Annotated in this window: 17 protein-coding genes; 13 read left to right on the top strand and 4 right to left on the bottom strand. The window is 33.5% G+C overall.

Annotated elements, in window-relative coordinates; genetic code table 11:
• Window positions 1-133: 133 nt before the first annotated feature.
• The 3 genes from A4F88_RS13940 to A4F88_RS13930 all read right to left on the bottom strand — a co-directional run bounded on the left by A4F88_RS13940 (window position 134) and on the right by A4F88_RS13930 (window position 6,287).
• A complete protein-coding gene (locus A4F88_RS13940; RefSeq protein ID WP_068843218.1) occupies window positions 134-1,546 on the bottom strand; it encodes an aryl-sulfate sulfotransferase in 1,413 nt (470 codons plus the stop codon).
• Between the two features lie 99 nt (window positions 1,547-1,645).
• Entirely contained in the window at window positions 1,646-3,157 is a 1,512-nt protein-coding gene (locus A4F88_RS13935; protein WP_068843217.1) for a RagB/SusD family nutrient uptake outer membrane protein, read from the bottom strand.
• 31 nt (window positions 3,158-3,188) lie between these two features.
• The gene (locus A4F88_RS13930) at window positions 3,189-6,287 is read right to left on the bottom strand and encodes a SusC/RagA family TonB-linked outer membrane protein (protein ID WP_068843216.1); all 3,099 of its coding nucleotides are present in this window, start codon (window positions 6,285-6,287) and stop codon (window positions 3,189-3,191) included.
• A gap of 700 nt (window positions 6,288-6,987) precedes the next feature.
• Between A4F88_RS13930 and A4F88_RS13925 the strand changes: the two genes are divergently transcribed.
• Window positions 6,988-7,623: a sugar-binding protein gene (locus A4F88_RS13925; RefSeq protein WP_068843215.1), complete on the top strand. Its 636-nt coding sequence runs from the start codon at window positions 6,988-6,990 to the stop codon at window positions 7,621-7,623.
• A gap of 245 nt (window positions 7,624-7,868) precedes the next feature.
• On the opposite strand, the gene A4F88_RS13920 is transcribed toward A4F88_RS13925, so the two are convergent.
• Window positions 7,869-8,909 (bottom strand): LacI family DNA-binding transcriptional regulator, encoded by a 1,041-nt coding sequence (locus A4F88_RS13920; RefSeq protein ID WP_068843214.1) that lies wholly within the window; start codon window positions 8,907-8,909, stop codon window positions 7,869-7,871.
• 230 nt (window positions 8,910-9,139) lie between these two features.
• On the opposite strand from A4F88_RS13920, the gene A4F88_RS13915 reads away from it, so the two are divergent.
• From A4F88_RS13915 to mnmA, 12 genes are all read left to right on the top strand, one after another.
• Window positions 9,140-10,231, top strand: coding sequence for a mevalonate kinase family protein (locus A4F88_RS13915; protein WP_068843213.1), 1,092 nt, complete (start codon window positions 9,140-9,142; stop codon window positions 10,229-10,231).
• Between the two features lie 10 nt (window positions 10,232-10,241).
• Window positions 10,242-11,117: a sugar phosphate nucleotidyltransferase gene (locus A4F88_RS13910; protein ID WP_068843310.1), complete on the top strand. Its 876-nt coding sequence runs from the start codon at window positions 10,242-10,244 to the stop codon at window positions 11,115-11,117.
• 183 nt (window positions 11,118-11,300) lie between these two features.
• Window positions 11,301-12,680: a sugar MFS transporter gene (locus A4F88_RS13905; protein WP_068843212.1), complete on the top strand. Its 1,380-nt coding sequence runs from the start codon at window positions 11,301-11,303 to the stop codon at window positions 12,678-12,680.
• A gap of 25 nt (window positions 12,681-12,705) precedes the next feature.
• Window positions 12,706-14,634 carry a glucosamine-6-phosphate deaminase gene (gene nagB, locus A4F88_RS13900; protein WP_068843211.1) on the top strand — a complete coding sequence of 643 codons (1,929 nt, stop codon included), beginning with the start codon at window positions 12,706-12,708 and terminating at the stop codon, window positions 14,632-14,634.
• A gap of 265 nt (window positions 14,635-14,899) precedes the next feature.
• Window positions 14,900-15,136, top strand: coding sequence for a DUF3820 family protein (locus A4F88_RS13895; RefSeq protein ID WP_068843210.1), 237 nt, complete (start codon window positions 14,900-14,902; stop codon window positions 15,134-15,136).
• Between the two features lie 17 nt (window positions 15,137-15,153).
• Entirely contained in the window at window positions 15,154-15,444 is a 291-nt protein-coding gene (locus A4F88_RS13890) for a hypothetical protein (protein WP_068843209.1), read from the top strand.
• A gap of 95 nt (window positions 15,445-15,539) precedes the next feature.
• Window positions 15,540-15,836, top strand: coding sequence for a hypothetical protein (locus A4F88_RS13885; RefSeq protein ID WP_068843208.1), 297 nt, complete (start codon window positions 15,540-15,542; stop codon window positions 15,834-15,836).
• Between the two features lie 189 nt (window positions 15,837-16,025).
• Window positions 16,026-16,445 (top strand): DUF4190 domain-containing protein, encoded by a 420-nt coding sequence (locus A4F88_RS13880; RefSeq protein WP_068843207.1) that lies wholly within the window; start codon window positions 16,026-16,028, stop codon window positions 16,443-16,445.
• Window positions 16,446-17,041: 596 nt separating this feature from the next.
• The gene (locus A4F88_RS13875) at window positions 17,042-18,655 is read left to right on the top strand and encodes a CTP synthase (RefSeq protein WP_068843309.1); all 1,614 of its coding nucleotides are present in this window, start codon (window positions 17,042-17,044) and stop codon (window positions 18,653-18,655) included.
• A gap of 77 nt (window positions 18,656-18,732) precedes the next feature.
• Window positions 18,733-20,649: a membrane protein insertase YidC gene (yidC, locus tag A4F88_RS13870; RefSeq protein ID WP_068843206.1), complete on the top strand. Its 1,917-nt coding sequence runs from the start codon at window positions 18,733-18,735 to the stop codon at window positions 20,647-20,649.
• A gap of 93 nt (window positions 20,650-20,742) precedes the next feature.
• On the top strand, window positions 20,743-21,459 hold the full coding sequence (locus A4F88_RS13865; protein WP_068843205.1) for a toxin-antitoxin system YwqK family antitoxin: 717 nt from the start codon (window positions 20,743-20,745) through the stop codon (window positions 21,457-21,459).
• Between the two features lie 137 nt (window positions 21,460-21,596).
• Entirely contained in the window at window positions 21,597-22,784 is a 1,188-nt protein-coding gene (gene mnmA / locus A4F88_RS13860; RefSeq protein ID WP_068843204.1) for a tRNA 2-thiouridine(34) synthase MnmA, read from the top strand.
• Window positions 22,785-22,811 lie beyond the last annotated feature (27 nt).

Below are 22,811 nucleotides of genomic sequence, written 5' to 3'. Positions count from 1 at the left end.
TGAGAGAAGTGTATTTCTTTTTGCTTTCTTTTTTAGACATATTAATCTATGTTTCTATGTGTTTAATATTTTGTACTTAACAAGTTGTTTTAATGTCTGCAAGAATTCAAAGCCTTGTAGTATAATAATTTGTCTAATTAAGAAGAAATGGTTTCATGTTTTCTTCCGGAATAAACTGTACGCGATAGGGCGGAATTTCCGACTCTAATGCCCAAAGTAATACTCCTTTTTTGTTAGTCAGAACAGTAATATGTCTTTTTGAACAGCAACATAATACAGTTTCTTTGTCGATCATATAAGCACTTCCCATTCGGTCATTGTAAATATCTTTTGGTAGATTGATGTGGAAATCCAGTTTTGCCGATTTTCCTTTTTCATCTACTTTTAAGGCAAATACCGAAGATTGTTTTTTATTTACACCATTATCAAAAAACATTAGACTTCCTTCGGGATTGATGTGAGCGGCATGTGCCTGAGAGAATTCGCTATCTTTTGACATTTTCATATCTCCTCCTTTTCCTAATTTCCAGATTACTTTTCCGGTTTTCGAATCTATTTTCCAGATTTGTCCGTTGTTGTAAAAAGAGATTAGAAAATTACCATCTTTATCATAATTAAGACTGTTGGCGTGCATCCAGTCTTTTTTTGTTTTCAGTAATGCCTTGTCTTTCATTGGATCTAAGTCATCAAAAACACTCCATTTCCAGATTTGTTTTCCTTTTTTATCCAAAATCAAAATTCCGTCACCATTGATGGTATCTTTTTGTTTTCCGCCAATCGCGGTTAAATCAGTGATTCTGGCATCAACAAATAAAGTGACAATTTCATTTGCCGATTTTTTTATAATTTCATGATGGATAACTTGTTTTAAATCGCCTTGCCCTTTTTTGATATGTGTTAAGGTATCACCCTGTAAATTGATTTCAAGAATCTCGCTTCCGTAGCTTGTTGGTTCATCATTTTTTCCTAAAATAGCAATGATACTTTGCTCTTTGGTAAAATGTGCTACTTTAAATCCGGTTCCTTCAATAGTATGATACCATCTTAAGTTGCCTTTGTAATCTACAATATATGCTGTTCCGGGAGTTTCTCTTTTGGCTAAAAGCATAAATCCTTTTTTGAAATTTTCTGGTAATAATTCCGGTTTTGGAATATTTGCTTTGAATTGTTTTTGAAGCCATTCCGGCAATTTTCGGGATTTGAAAGTATAGACTTTGCTGGTGTTTTTTGTATTTCCCTCAATAGTGACCAATTGAAAGCTGTAATTGGTTTCGGGAGTGATGTTGCAAAGAACTAATGAATGGGAGAGACCTGTTTTTGAAACTGGCGATGTTATTTTGTTTTTTACTCCTTTTTTATCAGACCAATATTCTGCATATACCTGCACATTGTCATTCGTAGTAACATCGATCTGAATTTTCAATTCGTTGTTGCTATGAGTCCCAATATTGATATTTGAGATCGAATTGCCCTGATTTTTAGAGCAGCCTGCCAAAGCAAGTAATGCTAAAACAAAACTCCATTTTACGATTAATTTTTGTATCATCTTTAGGCTTCTTTTGTGAAACAGAAAAGTACATTTTTTATATAAAAATCAAGAATAGACAGTTTTAATTTGTCTGCCTATTCTTGATTTTACTCCTTATTATTGTCTGTCAGCGTTACTTAACTTAGGGTTAAGATCTACCTGACTTTGAGGATATGTGTAATATTTATTTTGTGGCATTTTAATTAATGCAGCTTCTCCAACTCTTAAGTGATAAGCGTTTACAAGAACATCATATTTGTTCATTCTGATTAAATCGGCACGACGTTTTCCTTCATAGAAAAGTTCCCATCCTCTTTCCTGCAAAATAGCATCTCTTAATGTAGTCTGATTGTAATCGCCTATATTTAAAAGTTTTGCATGCGATCTTCCTTTTACTTTATTGATAAGGTCAATAGCTTCCTGAGTTGGACCGCTAATTTCGTTTAAGGCTTCGGCTCTGCTTAACAATACATCAGCATAACGCAATATGTTTACACTATGACCATCATAATAGGTTGTAGTTTCATCATCTGCATATTTTCTGGTTGATACATCAGGCATATAAAGTACACCAGCCGGTGGTTGTGCGCCTAAAGTTGGTGCTTGTGTATGCAATAATTTATCTGAACCCATAAATTCCGGGAAAAAACATTTTTTTCTGTCGTCTTCATCACCAAAAGTGTTGTAAAAATCCCAGTTCACAGTGTAATATTGCCATCTATTTTGAACAACCGGATGATCTGTTGGACCAAAGTGGTTCAATAATTCAGTTCCGTTTGTATTAGCATCACTTAGAGACGAAAAGATATTTTCGCTGCACCATTTGTTACTTTCTTTAAACAAACCTAAGTACGAAGGATAAAGACTGTACTCATTCAGGTCGATTACTTGTTGTGTAAGTGTAACCACTTTTTGCCAGTCATGGCTGCGTAAATATAATTTTGCCAATAAAGTAAGTGCTGCCCCTTTTGTAGCACGGCCTACATCATTACTTCCGTAAATTACATTTTGTTTATAATTAACCGGTAATACAGCAGCAGCTTCTGTAAGGTCTTTGATAAGAAGTTTATCAATATCTTCTACAGATGTTGGAGGCGTTTGTTCCAGATAATTAGGATTTACTAAGTTATCCTCAGTAATTAAAATAACGGGACCCCATGAGTCTGTTAAATCCATATAAGAAGATGCTCTTAGAAATTTGGCTTCAGCTATAAACTGTGCTTTTTCAACTTCTGAAATTGAAGACATTTTTCCAATGTAATAAATAGCATTATTTGCATTAGAAATTAATTTATACATGGCATTCCAGTCTTCAAGAAGTAAACCATTTGCTGAGTTCCATGTTCCTAATGATAATTGTCCGGGATCTCCGCCAAACTGACAATGTCCTAAATCTGTTGCAATATCAGTCAACGCAAAGTGGCGTGTTGCCCAATACGAAAAATTGTCTCCTACTGATGGTCCTTTTAACCTGCCATAAATAGAATTAACAGCAGCAATAGCATCAGATTTGGTTTGGTATCCATTGGTATTAGTTAAACTGCTGTATACTGTAGGATCAAGATCTTCATTACAGGAATATTGTAAACCTGCAGCAAGTAAAAGCAATAATATTGTATATTTTTTCATTTTGATAAATTTAATGTTACTGAAAAAGCTATTAATGAATTGCTATTTTTATCCCTAATATAAACGTTCTTGAAGCCGGGAAAGAGTTAAAATCAATTCCTCCGCCAAGGTTTTGTGCTGTAGCAGTAGTGGTATGTCCGTTTATTTCAGGATCGTTTCCAGAATATTTTGTAATGGTCAGTAAATTTTGACCTGTAGCATACAATCTTATGTTGTCGATAAACTTGGTTGGTTTTAAGATGCTTTCCGGAATAGAATATCCAATAGATAAATTCTTAAGGCGCAGGTAAGAGGCATCTTCAACGAATTTTGAATTTACATAACTACCATAAGTGCTTTTGTAATAACCATCTCTTGGAATATCAGTATTTTCATTTGTTCCGGCAACCCAACGATTTAAAGCATCAGTACTGGTGGATGATTCGCCTACCATTTTGGTCATGTTGTAAACAGAATAATCAAGAGCGCCCTGAAAGAAGATATTTACATCAAAATTTCCGAATCTAAAATCATTATTAAAACCAACAATATAATGCGGCGTAGAATTTCCTAAATAAGTTCTATCGGCGGCTGTAATTTTACCGTCTCCATCAAGATCAGCATATTTTGGATCTCCGGGTTTTGATAGTGGTTGTGGAGCATAAACTTCACCAGTTTTGATAACACCTTCATAAACAAAACCATACAAAAGTCCCATTTCTTTTCCTGGTTCAAGTCTTGTAAATTCACGACCAGAAACTGTACCACTTGGATTAGAAGTATTATAACTGATTATTTTAACATTATCTGCAAGCGCAATAACCTCTTGTTTATTGTACGCAACATTTAAAGACGTTCTCCAGTAGAATTTATCATTTTTAAAATTTTCACTGCTTATGCCAAGTTCAATTCCTTTATTATCAATTGTACCTGAGTTAAGTGTTTGGGTTTTAAATCCCCACCATCCTCCAACAGGCACATCCAAAAGCGCATCTGTTGTTCTTTTTTTGTAGACATCAATTGTAGCAGTAAGTCTGTCATTGAAGAATCCCATGTCTAAACCAATATTGGCCTGAGCTTGTTGTTCCCATTTCAGATCAGGATTTGCTAAATTTTTAGGTTCATTACCTCCTTGAAAAGAACCATCGGCAATAGTAGTATTCCAAGGCTGTAAAGTAGACATGTATGCATAATCTGCAATTCCGTCATTTCCTGTAATACCATAACTAACTCTTAATTTTAGTTCTGAAAGCGTATTAAAGTTTTGCATAAACGCCTCTTTTGAGATTCTCCAGGCTACTGCTCCTGATGGGAATGTACCGTATTTGTTATTTGGACCAAAACGAGAAGAACCATCGCGTCTAACTGTAAATGAAGCTAAATATTTGTCATCAAAAGAATAACTTAACCTACCAAAATACGACGTAAGTTTTGTTTCTTGTTTTTGAGTTTCAGGTTTCAGGTAAACAGAAGCACTTTCAAGATTGTAATAGGTTAATATATCATTAGCAAAACCAGAACCGGACGCTTTCATTCTTTCGAAAGTGTCTTTTTGGTTCGATGTTCCAATCATTGTGGTAAAAGAATGGTGTTCTTTTAAATTGAATTTATACGTTAAATATTGTTCTGTACTCCATCTAAAATACGTTTTGTTTTCTTCAGATCCTGTACCGTTTAGTGCTGCTCCTGCAACTAATGTTCTTGGCGTATATTTTCCTTCGATATTCTCCTGCCATTCTGCACCGGCTCCAAAGTGATAAGTTAAGTTTTTGATGATTTCATAATCCATAAACATATTTCCATTCACCAATCGGTTTATGATATGATCTGTTGGTTCCAGTAAAAGTGCCAAGGCATTATCTTTTCCCTGGTATTTGTAGTACGTACCGTCAGCATTATAAATAGGAATAGCTGGTGGTGCAGTCTGAATAGAAAACATAGGAGATAAAATATTATCACCAAAATCACTGTTATGCCCATCGCTTGCAGCACCATATACATTGGCTCCCACAGTTACTTTATCCGTAAATTTTTTCTCAGTTCCAATACGAACACTATATCTTGTATAATCGGTATTTTCCATTGCCCCGGTTTGTTTTAGATAATTTCCGGATAAGAAAAATTTCGATGTTTTATCGCTTCCGCTAAAAGTTATCGTTCTGTTGAGTACTTCACCAGGACGCGTTGCAGCTTTAAACCAATTAGTATTGGCAATTGGAAAACTTGATGGAAAAACTGCAGGTCTCCCATTTTCAGCAGCAATAGCATTTTGGATAGAAGCATATTGTTGTCCGGTAAGTAATGATGGTTCTTTAATAATATTTTGAAAACCATCTGAAATTTCACCTTCAATCTGCATTTTACCCGATTTTCCTTTTTTGGTTGTAATCATAATTACACCATTTCCTCCTCTTGAACCGTAAATTGCCGTAGAAGCAGCATCTTTAAGAATCTGAATGCTTTCGATATCATTTGGACTGATAGATGCACCAGTGCTGGTAATAAACCCATCGACTACATACAATGGTGCATTTGAGGTTGTAATTGAGTTTCCTCCTCTGATAACTATGGTTGGAGAAGCTCCGGGAGCATAACTGTTTTGTTGTACCTGAACTCCGGAAGCACGACCTTGCAAAGCCTGACCAACATTGGCAACTGTACCACCTAAATTTAAGTTGTCTTTGCCAACTGAAGTTACAGAACCGGTAATGTCTTTTTTCTTAGCTTTTCCGTATCCAATTACTACTTCTTCTAATTTTTGTCCGGCCTCTTTCATCACAATCTTTAGCGGAGTATTTCCTATTGTCACTTCCTGATCTTCCATACCAATATAAGTAATGACAAGTTTAGTGACATTATCGGCAACAGTAATCGCAAAACTTCCGTCAACATCCGTTTGAACACCTTTAGAAGATCCTTTTACAACTACGTTTGCACCAGGAAGCGGCATACCATTTTGATCTGTTACAGTACCTTTTATTGTTTTTTCAAAAAACAAGACTGTATAATTATTTTCAGATGTTTTTATTTCAGAAGCAACTGTAGTCTGAAATGTAAAAACTAGTAGCGAAAGAACTGTGAGTTTAATTTCTTTATTCGCCAGAACGTTAATCCGAAAATCTCTAGGTTTTTTTTGGGTTAATAATTTCATACTTAAATTGGGTTTGGTTAATGTTAATTTGCTTTTTTTTTGTTTGTAAGTTTTAGATTTCTTTTTTTGCTGAATTAATTTTTTTTGATTTCTAACTGGTCTCTTAAAAGAGTGTTTTTTGGAAAATTATAAACACTCTGTTTTCAATCTTTTTTCGGCTTATTTCTTCTTTTTTTATTCGCTTTTGAGAGCTCAAAAACCTCTAAAAATTTCTTCAATTAACTTAGTTTTAAGATTAATATGTGACGAAACTATTGATTATATTTTTATTAAACAAGAAAAAACATAAAAAATGTGCTCGAACACACAAAATTAATGTTCTCGAGCACATAAAATTGTGTGAATCGTTTTTTTTGACTTAAATTCGTGCCATTATTATAAAATATTTGAGACAAAAAAGAGTTTTGAATTTTATCATTCTTTCTGAGGAAAATATTATTTGCAATAATAATGAAGGCTGTTGCTTTGATTTTTTAAGAATTTCGTAAATCATAAGTGAAATTGGTAATAAATAATAAAGCTTTTATTATTGCTTTTCTTACTAATAAAAGTAAATTTTGAAGGATTGTTTTTAGGTAATAAATAACCAATTTTTTATTTACATTCGTAAGAGGTAAAAATGAAGAAATTTCAAAACCTTTTTTGTGTCATTTTTCAAAATTTCAAAAAATAAAAATTAACAAAATTTAAGAGTCAGATTGTGAAAGAATATCATGTAAATTCAATTGGTACAAAAGAGCAAATTCCGAATGAAAAATCAAGTCTGAAATTTTTCGAAAAAGCAAATTGTCTAACCGATTTTTGTTCTCCCTGGAATAATGATTCACTTTCAAAAATTGAATTCAGGGCACTTTCTGATCATGAAAATTTCTACTTTAATTTTAGGGTCTTTGACACTGATATTTATCTCGATCAAAAAGATGATAGTTTTGATAGTATAGGAAATTCAGATCGGGTAGAATTGTTTTTTAGAACTAATGAAAATTTAAATCCGTATTACTGTCTGGAAATTGATACATCTGGACGAATAATGGATTTTAAAGCTTATCCGAACAAAGATTTTGATTTTGACTGGAAATGGCCTGAAAAAGAGCTGAAAGTAGAAACCTCAAGAGACCAAACATCTTTTATAGTTTCTGGCAGCATTAGCCTTCAATCCCTGAAAGATTTAAATTTAATTGAGAATAATACCATCGAGGCAGGAGTTTTCAGGGCAAAATTTTCTCTGGTTCAAAACCTGCAATACGAGCCAACCTGGATCTCGTGGATTAATCCAAATACCGAAACGCCTAATTTTCATATTGCTTCTTCTTTTGGTAAGTTTAAGCTGGTGTAGAAAAGGTATCGAAAGGTTTTCAAAGGTGCAAAGGCTCAAAGGTGCAAAGGCTCAAAGGGTAAAAGTTCAGAGTCTTAACGTGAATGAGATAAAAAAAAGATTCAGTATAAATTATTATATCTGTCAAATCTTTGTGCCTGTTATGGCTCAAAAAATCTAATAATAGTTTGTGTTTTTTAGCCTCCAGGATTTAGTCGAAAAAGATCCTTTGTACCTTTGCTTCTCTGTACCTTTGTAACTACAAGCTAAGAAACATAAAATGAAGCATTTTCTACATTGATAATATCAATAGGCAACAAAATAGTTTCGGGAATATCCTTGCGGAATAAGAAATGCTCTACCAAAGTACTGATTCCTAAATAAGCCTGTCTTTTTTGATTTTGATGAATTAAAAAGTGAACCAATCCCTGATTGAGGAAGTTTACATTTTTCTCGACTAAATCGTAACCAATCAATGCAATTTTTTTATCTTTTAATGGAGCCAGAAGAGAGGCAATCTGATATGCTTTTGAAGTCGTGATGAAAATTCCCTTCAGGTTTGGATTTTCGTCCAAAAATGCCGAAAACTTAGTTTCAACGTTCGGATGTTTTAATTTTAAAGTAGTTAAAGAAAAACCGGCAATCTTTTTTTCATCGAAGTAGTTTCTAAAACCCTTTTCTTTTTCCTGCATGTGAAGCGCATTTTTAAGGCTTTCATCAATATGGATAATTGCAATATGACCTTCAGTTAAAATCAGGTTCATTAAACTGGCTGCTACACGGCCGCTTTTGTATAAATCCTGTCCAACAAAACCTTTAATAGACTCGCCTTCAATTTGATTGTTGAAAGTATTTACTATAATACCCAGTTCGTCGTATTGTTTTACAATCTCCAGGGTTTCTTTATGAAATAATGGAGCAATTAAAACAGCATCAGGCGATTGACTGATAATGGTTTCGTGGGTGTTTAAAAACGATTTGGTGCTTTCAGGATTAAAATAATGCGTTTCAATAACAATGCTGTAGGCTTTAAACTCCGTCATTGCTTCCTGAATTCCGTTCACACAAGGAAGCCAGTACGGGTCAATTTTAGGATCTGGAAGTAAAACACAAATACGGTAAATTTTTGTGTTTTTTAAATTTCTGGCAATTAAGTTAGGCTCATAATTAATAACGTTTAAAACTTCGTTTATCTTTTCAAGCGCTGTTGCAGATACTTTTCCTCTATTATGCAAAACCCTGTCAACAGTCCCTTTAGAAACTCCCGCCATTTTTGCTATATCCTTAATTGTGTACTTTTTATCCATACGAGCAAATATAGAAACTTTGATTTAATTATTTAAAAATGGTCAAAGAATTATTTAGTGTGCTCGAGAACATTTATTTAGTGTGTTCGAGCACATTTTTAGATTTTTTCTTGTTTAATAGAAATATAATATATAGTTTCGTAGAATCAAAACCAAAAAAATAAATTAAATTCTTAACCTGTTTACATTGTAATTTATTGTTTTGCAATGTTTTATTATAAAAATTTTAAGTGAAAAAAATTACTTCATTAGCCCCAGGCCGGACATGTCTCTTTGGAGATCATCAGGATTATTTAGGATTGCCGGTTATTGCCTGTGCAATCGATCGAGATATAAAATTAACCGCCGAACAAAATGATACCAGAACTTTTGTTCTGAATATGGTCGATATCAACGAAGTTCGCAAGATTCCTATCGATGCTACTTTTGAAACTTTAGAATCCCGTGATTATTTTGCTTCGTCAATGCGTGTATTACGCAGATATGGTTGTGTGCCAAAAGTGGGATATAATATAACCATCACAGGAAATATTCCAATTAATTCAGGAACGTCAAGCTCATCCGCTTTATTAATGGCATGGATTCGCTTTTTGATTGAAGCTTTTGGAGTCGATCAGGAAGTTACGCCTGAATTCATTTCAAAAATAGGATATGAATCTGAAGTTTTGGAACACGGAGAACCGGGCGGAATGATGGATCATTTTAGTATTGGTGTAGGCAATATTGTGTATATCAATACCAAAGAGCCTTTTTCATACGAAATTATCGGAACGGGACTAAAAGGGTTAATCACCGGAGTTTCCGGAGTTCCAAAAGAAACCATTGGCTTAATTGGTGAAATAAAAGGAAATGCCTTGATGTCGATAGGTATTGTCAAACAAAATTTTCCTGAATTTGATCTTAATACCTCTCAAATTGAAGATATTGATAAATATAGAAATTGTTTGCCGGATCGATTGATTCCGTTTTTTGAAGCAGCCTTAAAAAATTATCATTACACCAAAGAAGCTTTAAAAGAATTTGAAAAGCCTGTTTTAGATCTTAAAAAAATTGGAGCATTAATGAATCAGCATCATGAAGTTTTGCGTGATTTATTAAAAATTACAGTTCCCTTAATTGATAATATGATCAACGCAGCCTTAAAAGCAGGAGCTTACGGAGCCAAAATTGTAGGTTCAGGAGGTGGCGGAAGTATTGTTGTGATTGCTGATCCTGCAAAAGAAGATCAGGTTATAGCTGCTATTTTAGAAGCAGGAGCTCTGGAAGCTTATGCCGTAGATGTAGATCCGGGTGTGCGAATTATTGAAAACATTGAAATTTAAAAAGCAAAACATGCATAATAATTTAGTTATTTTGGCGGGCGGAGCATCATCCCGCATGAAAAAAGAAACCGTTACAGATAATTTATCTGCAGAAGAAATAGCTCAGGCAAACGAAAGAAGCAAAGGACTGATTGGAGTAGGAACAAGCGGAAGACCTCTGTTAGATTATCTTTTACTGAATGCTAAAAAAGCAGGATATAAAAATATCTATATTATTATTGGAGAACAAGGCGAACTTTTTAAAGAGTTCTACGGAAATCAAAATACCAATAATGATTTTCATGGACTTAATATCTCATTTGCAGTACAATATATTCCGGAAGGAAGAGTAAAGCCATTTGGTACTGCCGACGCTTTGTTTCAGGCAGTTGAGCAATTTCCGGAGCTAAATTCCCAACAATATTCGGTTTGTAACAGCGATAATTTATATTCGGCAGCAGCATTATTGGCATTGAGAGAAACCAGTAGTCCAAATGCTTTTATTGCTTATGACCGTGATGCTTTAGAATTTCCTTCAGAAAGAATTTCACGTTTTGCAATTGCTAAATTAGATTTAAACAATCAATTACTGGATATTCTCGAAAAGCCTTCGCCTGAAGTTTTAGCTGATTACAAAGATATTGAAGGTAAAATAAGAGTGAGTATGAACGCTTTCAAGTTTAACGGAAGTACTTTGTACACACATCTTAAAAATTGTCCTGTTCATCCTGAAAGAGATGAAAAAGAATTACCAACCGTGCTTTTAAACGCCGTAAAAGAACATCCCAATACTACATTAGGAATTCCGTTTTCAGAACATGTTCCGGATTTAACAGCTAAAGAAGATATTGCTGATGTTAAAAAATATTTGCAACAATACTATCCGGTTTTAGACTGGAACGTTTAAAAAAATTAACAAAAATTTGATATCTAATTTACGGATAAGTACAACTTATTAAAGTACTTTTGCTTTGAATTGCAAAAAATACGCATATATTTGCGTAAAAATTGCAAAATAATTACAAAAGTGTTGATGTTATTTTAGATGGATAAAAAATAACTAATCTATTAACAATCAACCAAAAGTATTATGTCAAACATTGAAAGTGCATTACATATAGAGAAAAGGAGTACCATTATTCCGATGATAATCTTAACTGCATTATTTTTTATTCTGGGTTTTGTAACCTGGCTCAACGGACCGTTAATTCCATTTTTTCAATTAGCGTGTGAGTTAACCTCTTCTCAGGCGTATTTTGTAACATTTGCTTTTTATATTGCCTATTTTGTCATGGCAGTTCCATCATCATGGGTAATTGAAAAAGTAGGGTATAAAAATGGTATTTCATTAGGCTTATTAATCATTGCTGCCGGTGCTTTTATGTTTTATCCGGCTGCCGAAAGCCGAACTTTTTTATTGTTTTTAATAGCTTTATTTGTAATGGGAACCGGTTTGGCGATTTTACAAACAGCATCAAATCCTTATGTAGTAGTTATTGGTCCAAGAGAAAGTGCTGCTGCCAGGATTAGTGTTCTGGGAATTGCCAATAAACTTGCAGGATTTTTAGCGCCGCTTATCTTAACGGCTTTAGTGTTGTCAAATATGCAGGAGTTTACCGCAGATAAAATCGCATTATTGGATTCAGTTTCAAAATCAAATGCTTTAAATTCTCTTGCATTACAATTGCAAAGACCTTACCTTTATATGGGATTGATTATAATGGTTTTGGCGTTGCTGGTAAAGCTTTCCCCGCTTCCTGAAATCGATTTGGATGAAGGTGGAAATGTATCACATTTAAGCATTTTTAAACAAGTCAGAAATGCTTTCAGACGCCCGCAATTGGTTTTAGGAGTAATTACTTTAATGCTGTATTTAGCTGCCGAAGTTTTAGCCGGAGATTCGATTGGAGCTTTCGGAAAAGAATTAGGAGTATATGGAACCGAAGGAAATTTTTATTTAAAATTGACTTCTTTCACCATGTCGGCAATGGTAGTAGGATATATTTTAGGAATCACATTAATCCCAAAATATATTTCGCAGGTAACGGCTTTAAAAGCATCCGGAATTTTAGGTTTAATCTTAGTATTGGTAATCGTATTGATTTCGCCAAAAATAACGGTTCAGTTACCCGGTATTCCAAGTTTGCCGGTTGTAATACTTTTAGTAGCATTATTAGGATTAGCAAATGCATTATGCTGGCCCGCAATATGGCCAATGGCATTAGAAGATTTAGGAGGATATACAAAAATAGGAAGTGCAATTTTGATTATGGGAATTATTGGAGGAGCAATATTTCCTTTGTTCTACGGATTGATCACAGAAAATATAAACGCATTAAATATCGCAAACGGAACGGTTGAAACTTCAAAAAGCGGAAATCAGATTGCTTATTTAATGTTATTGCCATCGTATGCCATGATTCTTTTTTATGCTATAAAAGGTCATAAATACCGAAGTTGGAAAATTTAAGAGAGGAATTAAAAAAAACTATATCATGTTAAAAAGTAAAATAGACAAAGCGACAGGTTTTGAAAAACGATTTGAAAACATCAATACCGTTGTTTTCGAAAATTCCGGCGATGCTTCAAAAGCCGTAGCGCAGGAAATTGCAGCTTTAATTCAATCCAAGCAAAAAGAAAATAAACCATGTATTCTGGGCTTGGCAACCGGTTCTTCTCCAAAAGGATTATATGCAGAACTAGTTCGTTTGCATAAAGAAGAAGGCTTGAGTTTTAAAAACGTAATCAGTTTTAATCTGGATGAATATTATCCAATGGAACCTAATTCAATCAACAGTTATGTTCGTTTCATGAAAGAATTGTTGTTTGATCATGTCGATATTTTACCTGAAAACGCTCATGTACCAGACGGACTTTTAACCAAAGAACAAATCGCGGATTATTGCCATAATTATGAAGCTAAAATTGAAGCTTTGGGCGGAATCGATTTACAAATCCTGGGAATTGGAGGAAACGGACATATAGGTTTTAACGAATCCGGATCTCTTCAAAATTCAAAAACACGTTTAGTGGCGCTGGATCATATTACAAGAGTAGCAGCAAGTAAAGATTTCTTTGGATTAAGCAATACGCCAAGAACCGCTATTACCCTTGGAGTTAAAAAAATTATGGAAGCCAAACAGGTTATTTTATTGGCCTGGGGAGAAGGAAAATCAAATATTGTAAAAAAATCTGTTGAAGATGAAGTTACAAACAGGGTTCCAGCTTCATTTTTGCAGGAGCATAACAATGCTGTTTTTGTTTTAGATAAAGAAGCTTCCTCAAAACTAACCAGAATTAACAAACCATGGTTAGTAGAGAAAATTATCTGGACAGATAAATTAATCAGAAAAGCAGTTTTAGGATTGGCACTAGATCTTAAAAAACCAATTTTAATGCTTACCGATGCTGATTATATCGAAAACGGAATGAGCGATTTATTGGCAGATTCAGGTCCGGCTTACGACATCAATATTAAAATATTCAATAAATTACAAAATACAATTACAGGCTGGCCGGGAGGAAAACCCAATTCTGATGACACCAATCGTCCTGAAAGAGCAGAACCTGCAAAAAAACGTGTATTGATTTTTAGTCCGCATCCGGATGATGATATTATCAGTATGGGAGGAACTTTTATGCGTTTGCAGGAGCAGGGCCATGAAGTTCACGTAGCGTATCAAACCTCTGGAAATATCGCTGTAGCGGATGATGAAGCGTTGCGTTTTGCAAGATTCGTAATTGATTACAATGAAAAATTCGGAATCAAAAGTGCTGAAGCAGATAATATCTATCAAAAAGCACAAACCTTTTTAGAGAACAAAAAGAATAGTGAAATTGATATTCCAGAAGTTCGTTACATTAAAGGATTAATCAGAAAAGGAGAAGCAAGAGCAACCAGTCATTTTGTTGGTTTAAATGATGATCAGATTCATTTTATGGAATTACCATTTTATGAAACCGGAACAATTGAGAAAAAACCAATCGGACCAGAGGATATTCAACTAACAATGGATTTAATAGAAAAAATTAAACCACATCAAATCTATGCTGCAGGAGATTTAGCAGATCCACACGGAACGCATAAAGTATGTCTGGATGCTATTTTTGAAGCAGTAAAAGCTTTAAAACCAAAATCATTTATGGATGATTGCTGGTTATGGTTGTATCGAGGAGCATGGCAGGAATGGGGAATTGACGAAGTCGAAATGGCAGTGCCAATGAGCCCGGATCAGGTGTTGGCAAAACGTCACGGAATTTTCAAACATCAATCTCAAAAAGACGGAGTTGTTTTTCAGGGAACTGACGCAAGAGAATTTTGGCAAAGAGCCGAAGACCGAAATGCAGAAACAGCCGCTTTATACCAACAATTAGGTTTGGCAACTTATGCGGCAATGGAAGCCTTTGTGAGATGGCATTACTAAGTTGTTAAGGTTCTGAATAACTCAGTCTCTAAATTTTAATATTCGCCACGAATTCATGAATTATATTAAAAACTAATTCATGAATTCGTGGCGAAATTATTTAAACCTGTTACTATCTGGTAATAAACACACAGAGTAGAAAATCATTTTAATTCTTTTAATCTGTAGTAAAAAAATAAAAAATTAGAATAGCTTTGTGCTAACAAGAAGCAAGAAAGAAGAATGAGTTTATATTCTTTAATCTTGCTTCTTTCTTCTTAAAAAAATGGAACAAGACAAAAAACTTCTTATAAAATTAGCCCATACCAAAATGCCTTTCGGGAAATACGAAGGACGTTATTTAATTGATCTTCCTGAATATTATGTAGTTTGGTATCACAACAAAGGTTTTCCTAAAGGAGAGTTAGGTCAGCAATTGCAATTAATCTACGAGCTAAAATTAAATGGATTAGAAGAATTGATACGAAACATCAAAAAACAATATCCAACACCTTTAAAATAATCAAATCAATATAATGCATGAAAGATAATTTACGACAGTCAAATTCAGGTGAAGGCATTAGTATTGCAGCTGTAGTATTAGGAGTAATATCGTGTATAGCTTCTTTTATCCCTTGTTTTGATGCTCTTGCATTAATTGGCGGGATTCTGGCTATCGTTTTTGGAGCCATTGGTTTATCTCATGCAAAAAAAGCAAATACTTCAAAAACATTACCTCAAATAGGTTTGATTTTAGGTATTGTGGCGACACTATTATCAATTATGATGATGTTAATCTTTCTGGATATTCTCAAATCTTTGGTAAGATAAAATTGAGATAGTAATGAAGTTATCTGTAAAAGAATTAATTCAAAACACTAAAGAGTAATATCATAAATTATTGTAGTAATTAAGATTGGAAATAAATGGAAAAAAAATTACAACGATCAAATGCCGGTGAAAACATCAGCATCGCAGCTTTAGTATTAGGAATAATTTCTATTATAGTTGCTTTTATACCTTGCATAAATATAGTTGCAATAATTACCTCACTGCTTACCATAATTTTTGCTGCGATTGGATTAAATAAAGCAATAACAGCAAATGCACCAAAAGTATTGCCTAAAATAAGCCTGATTTTAGGTATCGTTGCATTGGTATTTTCAATAATTCTTACGTTAGTTTTTGGGGCTATTTTTGGAGCTCTGTCTTTTTGGGATTAGAGAAATATATTCAGGGATTTTTTCGATGCTTTACTAATAATCGGTATCGATAATATAAAAATTACAAATCAAAGTTTTTCCAATAACAAGAAATCTCTCTTTAATTTATTTGTTAATAACTTTAACATATTCTTTCCTGTTCGCTTAAGTGTTTTTATATTTTTGTAAAAATTAACACTAAAAAACTTTATGGAAAACGATTTACACACACCAAATGCAGGCCAGGGAATGGGTATTGCAGCTTTAGTATTAGGAATAGTAGCTGCTATAGCGGCATTTATACCTTGCTTTGGTTTCATCGCAATACTTTTTGGAGTTCTTGCTATTATTTTTGGAGCAATTGCATTGTCTCAGGCAAAAAAAGGAAATGCTTCTACTACAATGCCTAAAGCAGGTTTGATTTTAGGAATCGTAGCAACAGCATTTGTTATTATTTGGATGTTGGTTATTGTAGGTACTATTGGATCAGCAGTTGCAACTCATACAGATGAAATTAAAAAAGCGATCGATTCTGCAAATGTTGAGTCAGCAAAAGCTCAGGATTCTTTAAATAATGCAGTCGAAATAGAAACCGATACTGTAAAAGTAAAAGTAGAAGAAACAAAATAATAAATCTCTTTTGTGGAAAGAAAAACTTCTTACGAAATAGATTCCTATAAAAAGATAAACATGATTTTTATTGTAATAATCATGTTTATCTTTTTTTATAGCTTTATGCTTCCTTATTTAAGTTTTGGTTTCCGCTCGTCTTGCGAAGGAATGCCATTAAGTTATTGTAAAAGCCGTGGTCTCACCAGAGCATTTTCTCAAATATTAAGATTTAACTTTAGTCAGGCAATTGTACTAAATCCTTATAGTATAAAAGTCTTATTATTTTTTCTTATTCAATTGATCGCCCGTTTTAGCATCAATAAAATAGTTCGCTTATCTAATTTTAAAAAAGTAGTAACAGTAGACATATGCTGTAGCGGGTTATTCTTTATATTCTCATTCTACAACTTAGTAATGATATAAAAAATCGAAACTTATTAAGCAGATTATTCAAAAAAATATCTAATTAAAAGTTAAAATTATCGATTACGAAATGATGTAATCGTTCTATTTAAAAATTTGCAAATTATCTCATTATCTAATTGATAAATTATCTAATTAAATTTGTACTTTTGCCAAGTTTTTTACACAACTACAATACAAACAACAACAGAATGAATCAAACAAAATATATTTTTGTTACAGGCGGTGTGACTTCTTCATTAGGAAAAGGAATTATCGCGGCATCTTTAGCAAAATTGTTACAAGGAAGAGGATATCGTACAACTATTCAAAAATTTGATCCGTATATAAACGTGGATCCGGGTACTTTGAATCCGTATGAGCATGGAGAATGTTATGTAACAGATGATGGTGCTGAAACAGATTTAGATTTAGGTCACTATGAGCGTTTCTTAAATGTTCCTACTTCTCAGGCTAATAACGTTACTACAGGAAGAGTTTATCTTTCGGTTATTGAAAAAGAAAGAAGAGGAGAATTTTTAGGAAAAACAGTTCAGGTTGTTCCTCATATTACTAACGAAATCAAAGACAGAATGCAATTGCTTGGGAAATCCGGCGATTATGATATTGTAATTACTGAAATTGGAGGAACAGTTGGTGATATTGAATCATTACCTTATATAGAGTCAGTTCGTCAGTTAGTATGGGAATTAGGTGAAAATAACGGAATCGTTATTCATTTAACATTAGTTCCTTATTTGGCTGCTGCAGGTGAGTTAAAAACAAAACCTACCCAACACTCTGTAAAAACTTTGATGGAAAGCGGAATCAAAGCAGATATTTTGGTTTGTAGAACAGAGCATGAATTGTCTCAGGAACTACGTCAAAAGCTGGCTTTGTTTTGTAATGTTAAGAAAGAAGCTGTTATTCAGTCAATTGATGCTTCAACCATATATGAAGTTCCAAATTTAATGCTTGAAGAAGGATTAGATGTGGTAGCTTTGAAAAAATTAGATTTACCTAAAAAAGCTGCTCCGGACTTAAAAACCTGGAATACTTTTTTACGCAGATTAAAAAATCCAAAACATACCGTAAATATTGGTTTGATTGGAAAATATGTAGAGATGCAGGATTGTTACAAATCTATTTTAGAGGCGTTTATTCATGCAGGTGCTGCAAATGAAACAAAAGTTAATGTGATTTCTATTCACTCAGAGCACATTAATAGTGATAATATCGAAGAGAAATTATCACACCTTGACGGAGTTTTGGTTGCTCCGGGATTTGGAGAAAGAGGTATTGAAGGAAAAATCGAAGCAGTTCGTTATGCACGTGAAAACAACATTCCGTTTTTCGGAATTTGTTTAGGAATGCAAATGTCAGTGATCGAATATTCAAGAAATATTTTAGGTTATGCTGATGCCAATTCTACAGAGATGAACGAGAAAACGGCTCATCCGGTTGTGAATTTAATGGAAGAACAAAAAACAGTAACCGATAAAGGCGGAACAATGCGTCTTGGAGCCTGGAAATGTGATATTAAACCTAACACATTAGCGCATAAAATTTATGGAGAAACTACCATTTCAGAACGTCACCGTCACCGTTATGAGTACAATAATAAATATGCTGATGAATTACAAAAAGCCGGTTTAAAAGCTTCAGGAGTAAATCCGGACACAGGTTTAGTAGAAATTGTAGAGCTTGAAAACCATCCGTTTTTTATTGGAGTACAATACCATCCGGAGTATAAAAGTACAGTAGCAAACCCACATCCAATTTTCGTAAATTTTGTGGCTGCTGCAGTAAATGCGCATAAAAAATAATAATTCATTCCAAGAGGTGTAACTTTTAACTTAAACGGATAACTAATAACCTCAAACGAATAACTTTTTTTAAAATAATGGAAGAAAAAAAATTAGACCTTAATTCAATCATTGGTTTTGTATTGATATTCGGAATTTTGATTTGGATAATGTACCAAAATCAGCCTTCTGATAAAGAAATTGCTGCTGAAAAAGCCAAGAAAGAATTAGTTGCCAAACAAGAAGCTCAGGCGAAAGCTGAAAAAGCTAAAACGGCTGTTTTACCAGTTGCTGCTACAGGAACTCCTGGTGATACAGTTCAATTGGCACAATTGCAAAAAACATTAGGAGGTTTTGCTTATTCAGCTACACTTCCTTCTGCTAAAGAAGGTTTTACAACTATCGAAAACGAAAAGATAAAACTAAAAATTGCTAATAAAGGAGGTTATATAGTTGAAGCTACTTTAAAAGAGTTTAAAAAGTTTGAGAAAAACTCAGGTCAATTAGTAGAATTGATTAAAGACAATAACTCTCATCTGAATATTCAGCTGCAAACAACAGATAACAGAACTTTAAATTCTAAAGACCTGTTTTTTGAACCAACATTAACTAAAAACGGTGCTGATCAAATACTGACAATGCGTTTGAAAGCCGGAGCTAATGAGTTTTTAGAATACAAATATGTATTAAAAGCAAACGATTATTTAGTAGGTTTTGATGTTCGTTCTCAAGGATTAAACAAAGTTTTAAATTCGTCTAAACCATTAGATTTAGTTTGGGACTTAAAAACATACAGAAACGAAAAAAGTGTTTCTTATGAAAACCGTTATGCTCAAATTGAGTATGAGTATGGAGATGAAAAATATAGTTCTGTAAGTCCAAACGGTACAGGAAAAGAAGAAACTCCTGAAAAAGTAAGTTATGTAGCTTTCAAACAACACTTTTTTACTACTATCTTATCTACTGATAAACCATTCGAAAAATCGAAATTACAATCAGATAATTTAGTTAAGGATGAAAAAATAGATACTGTTTTTACCAAACAATTTAAAGCAACAGTTCCTTTGGCTTTTACAAACGGAGAAGTTGATTACAAAATGAACTGGTATTTTGGACCAGCTGATTATAAAATTTTAAAATCGTACGATAAAAATTTCGAGAAAATTATTCCATTAGGTTGGGGAATTTTCGGTTGGATCAACAAATGGATCTTTATTCCGTTATTCGGGTTCTTAAGTTCGACAATTGGATTGTCATTAGGAATTGCGATTATCATTTTTACGATTATCATCAAATTGGCAATGTCGCCAATTACCTATAAGTCATTCCTGTCTCAGGCAAAAATGAAAGTTTTACGTCCGGAGATTACAGAGTTGGGAGAAAAATTCAAAAAAGACCCAATGAAAAAACAACAGGAAACAATGAAACTGTACAACAAAGCAGGAGTAAACCCAATGGCAGGATGTATTCCGGCATTGATTCAGCTTCCGTTTATGTATGCGTCATTCCAGTTCTTCCCATCAGCTTTTGAGTTAAGACAAAAAGGATTTCTTTGGGCAGACGATTTATCATCATTTGATGCTGTTGTAAAATTACCATTCCACATTCCGTTATATGGAGATCATATTAGTTTGTTCCCAATTTTGGCAGCAGTTGCGATTTTCTTCTACATGAAAATGACTTCAGGAGATCAGCAAATGGCAGCGCCTCAGCAAGAAGGTATGCCGGATATGGCAAAAATGATGAAAATCATGATTTATGTTTCGCCATTAATGATGTTAATTTTCTTTAATAGTTATGGTGCAGGTTTGAGTTTATACAACTTTATATCTAACTTAATTACTATTGGAATTATGTTTGTAATTAAAAACTACATTGTAGATACAGATAAAATTCATGCTCAGATACAAGAGAATAAATTAAAAGAGCCTAAAAAGCAAAGCAAGTTTCAGCAACGTCTTCAGGAAGTAATGGAACAACAAGAAGCTGCAAAAGCTCAGAATAAAAAGAAATAATAAAATAAAAAAATCCCGATTCATCGGGATTTTTTTATTTTAGCAACATACTTTATTAAGCTCAGTTTCGTTAAAGTTTAAAATGAAATAAAAATGATTTATAAAAGAATAATTATAGGGTTACTTTTCTTAAACACCTTTTTGGTAAGTGCACAGGATTTTAATAAAACAGACGCTAGCGGAAAAAAAGACGGAGTCTGGAAAGGGACTTACGAAGTGTCCAAACGTCCTCGTTACGAAGGAACTTTTGATCATGGAAAAGAAACCGGAATATTTAAATTTTTTGATGATACCAAAAAAGGAGATGTTATAGCAACTCGTGATTTTACAGCTAATGACGGAAGTTCATACACTATTTTTTATGATCAGAATAAAAATAAAGTAAGTGAAGGAAAAGAGATTGGTAAAGCCCGTGAAGGGGAATGGAAATATTATCATAAAGCTTCAAAAGTAGTAATGACACTTGAAAACTATAAAAATGGTAAATTAGAAGGCCTTAGAACGGTTTATTATCCAAATGCTAAAATTGCCGAAGAAATAAACTATGTAAATGGTTCTAAAGAAGGAGTTTATAAAAAATATGGACAAAACGGAACGATCCTTGAACAAACAACTTATAAAAATAACGAATACAATGGTGATGCCGTTTTTTATGATGCAGATGGAGTAGTGGCTTCAAAAGGAAAATTTGTAAACGGAAAAAAAGCCAATATGTGGCAATTTTACTTAAAAGGTAAATTGATCAAAGAAGTTAATATGAGTGATCCAAAGGAGAGCTATAAAGCCGATTCAAAACCTAAAATGAATTAATAGCCGTTTTAAAAACCAAATTATTTTTTAATAATAAGTTTTATCTACAACGTCATTATATAAACTAATCAAAACTACCACAATTATCAAAAATAGGGCTTATCTTTGCACCCTTGTAAAAATATAAACGATTTAGAATGAAACGTGTAGTTGTTGGACTTTCCGGTGGAGTAGATTCGAGTGTTGCAGCCTATTTATTGCAACAACAAGGATACGAAGTTATTGGCCTTTTTATGAAAAACTGGCATGATGATTCGGTTACTATTTCTAATGAATGTCCGTGGTTAGAAGATAGTAATGATGCTTTATTAGTAGCTGAAAAACTTGGCATACCGTTTCAGACTGTAGATTTAAGCGAAGAATACAAAGAAAAAATCGTTGACTATATGTTCAATGAATACGAAAAAGGGAGAACTCCAAATCCTGACGTACTTTGTAACCGCGAAATCAAATTTGATGTTTTCATGAAAATTGCTTTAAGTCTTGGTGCTGATTATGTAGCAACAGGTCATTATTGTCAAAAAAGCGAAATTGAAGTGGATGGAAAAACGGTATATCAATTGATTGCCGGAAATGACGTTAACAAAGATCAGTCTTATTTTTTATGTCAGCTGTCACAAGAACAATTATCTAAAGCATTGTTTCCAATTGGAGCATTAACAAAACCGGAAGTACGCGAAATAGCGGCTGAAATGGAATTGGTTACTGCCGAAAAGAAAGATTCGCAAGGATTATGTTTTATTGGTAAAGTTCGTTTGCCGGAATTTTTACAACAAAAATTGCAACCCAAAGAAGGACAAATAATTCAGATTGATAAAAATGATCCAATTTATAATGTTGAAAAACAAGCTGGATTATCTTTAGAAGAAGAATTGAAAATTGAGGCCCAAAAACCGCACTATCTTCCAACAATGGGAAAAGTGTTAGGGAAACATCAGGGAGCACATTATTTTACAAACGGACAAAGAAAAGGGCTTAACGTTGGCGGAACTACAGACCCGTTATTTGTGATCGCTACAGATGTTGATACTAATACTATTTATACAGGTTTAACAAGCAATCATCCGGGATTGTTTAAAAAAGCATTATTCGTTGGAAACTCTGAAGTGCACTGGGTTCGTGCTGATTTAGCTTTAAAAACAGGTCAGACGATGGAAGTAATGGCGAGAATTCGTTACCGTCAGCCTTTGCAAAAAGCAACTTTACACCAATTTGAAGACGGAATGTATGTTCAGTTTGAAGAAGCGCAATCAGCCATTACTGAAGGTCAGTTTGTTGCCTGGTATTTAGAAAATGAATTAGTTGGTTCGGGAGTAATTTCTTAGCTTTATACTTTTTTACGGAGACTTTGT

Origin of the sequence: Flavobacterium chilense (assembly GCF_001602525.1) — a bacterium.
GTDB classification, from domain to species: domain Bacteria; phylum Bacteroidota; class Bacteroidia; order Flavobacteriales; family Flavobacteriaceae; genus Flavobacterium; species Flavobacterium chilense.
This window is presented reverse-complemented; position numbering and strand designations above follow the sequence as displayed.

Bases quoted from the DNA above. Each gene is read 5' to 3' on its own strand.
- A4F88_RS13935 (WP_068843217.1), bottom strand. From the start codon at position 3,157: ATGAAAAAATATACAATATTATTGCTTTTACTTGCTGCAGGTTTACAA.
- mnmA (WP_068843204.1), top strand. From the start codon at position 21,597: ATGAAACGTGTAGTTGTTGGACTTTCCGGTGGAGTAGATTCGAGTGTT.
- A4F88_RS13880 (WP_068843207.1), top strand. From the start codon at position 16,026: ATGGAAAACGATTTACACACACCAAATGCAGGCCAGGGAATGGGTATT.
- A4F88_RS13940 (WP_068843218.1), bottom strand. From the start codon at position 1,546: ATGATACAAAAATTAATCGTAAAATGGAGTTTTGTTTTAGCATTACTT.
- A4F88_RS13920 (WP_068843214.1), bottom strand. From the start codon at position 8,909: ATGGATAAAAAGTACACAATTAAGGATATAGCAAAAATGGCGGGAGTT.
- A4F88_RS13930 (WP_068843216.1), bottom strand. From the start codon at position 6,287: ATGAAATTATTAACCCAAAAAAAACCTAGAGATTTTCGGATTAACGTT.
- yidC (WP_068843206.1), top strand. From the start codon at position 18,733: ATGGAAGAAAAAAAATTAGACCTTAATTCAATCATTGGTTTTGTATTG.
- A4F88_RS13890 (WP_068843209.1), top strand. From the start codon at position 15,154: ATGAAAGATAATTTACGACAGTCAAATTCAGGTGAAGGCATTAGTATT.
- A4F88_RS13895 (WP_068843210.1), top strand. From the start codon at position 14,900: ATGGAACAAGACAAAAAACTTCTTATAAAATTAGCCCATACCAAAATG.
- A4F88_RS13910 (WP_068843310.1), top strand. From the start codon at position 10,242: ATGCATAATAATTTAGTTATTTTGGCGGGCGGAGCATCATCCCGCATG.
- A4F88_RS13885 (WP_068843208.1), top strand. From the start codon at position 15,540: ATGGAAAAAAAATTACAACGATCAAATGCCGGTGAAAACATCAGCATC.
- A4F88_RS13875 (WP_068843309.1), top strand. From the start codon at position 17,042: ATGAATCAAACAAAATATATTTTTGTTACAGGCGGTGTGACTTCTTCA.
- nagB (WP_068843211.1), top strand. From the start codon at position 12,706: ATGTTAAAAAGTAAAATAGACAAAGCGACAGGTTTTGAAAAACGATTT.
- A4F88_RS13905 (WP_068843212.1), top strand. From the start codon at position 11,301: ATGTCAAACATTGAAAGTGCATTACATATAGAGAAAAGGAGTACCATT.
- A4F88_RS13865 (WP_068843205.1), top strand. From the start codon at position 20,743: ATGATTTATAAAAGAATAATTATAGGGTTACTTTTCTTAAACACCTTT.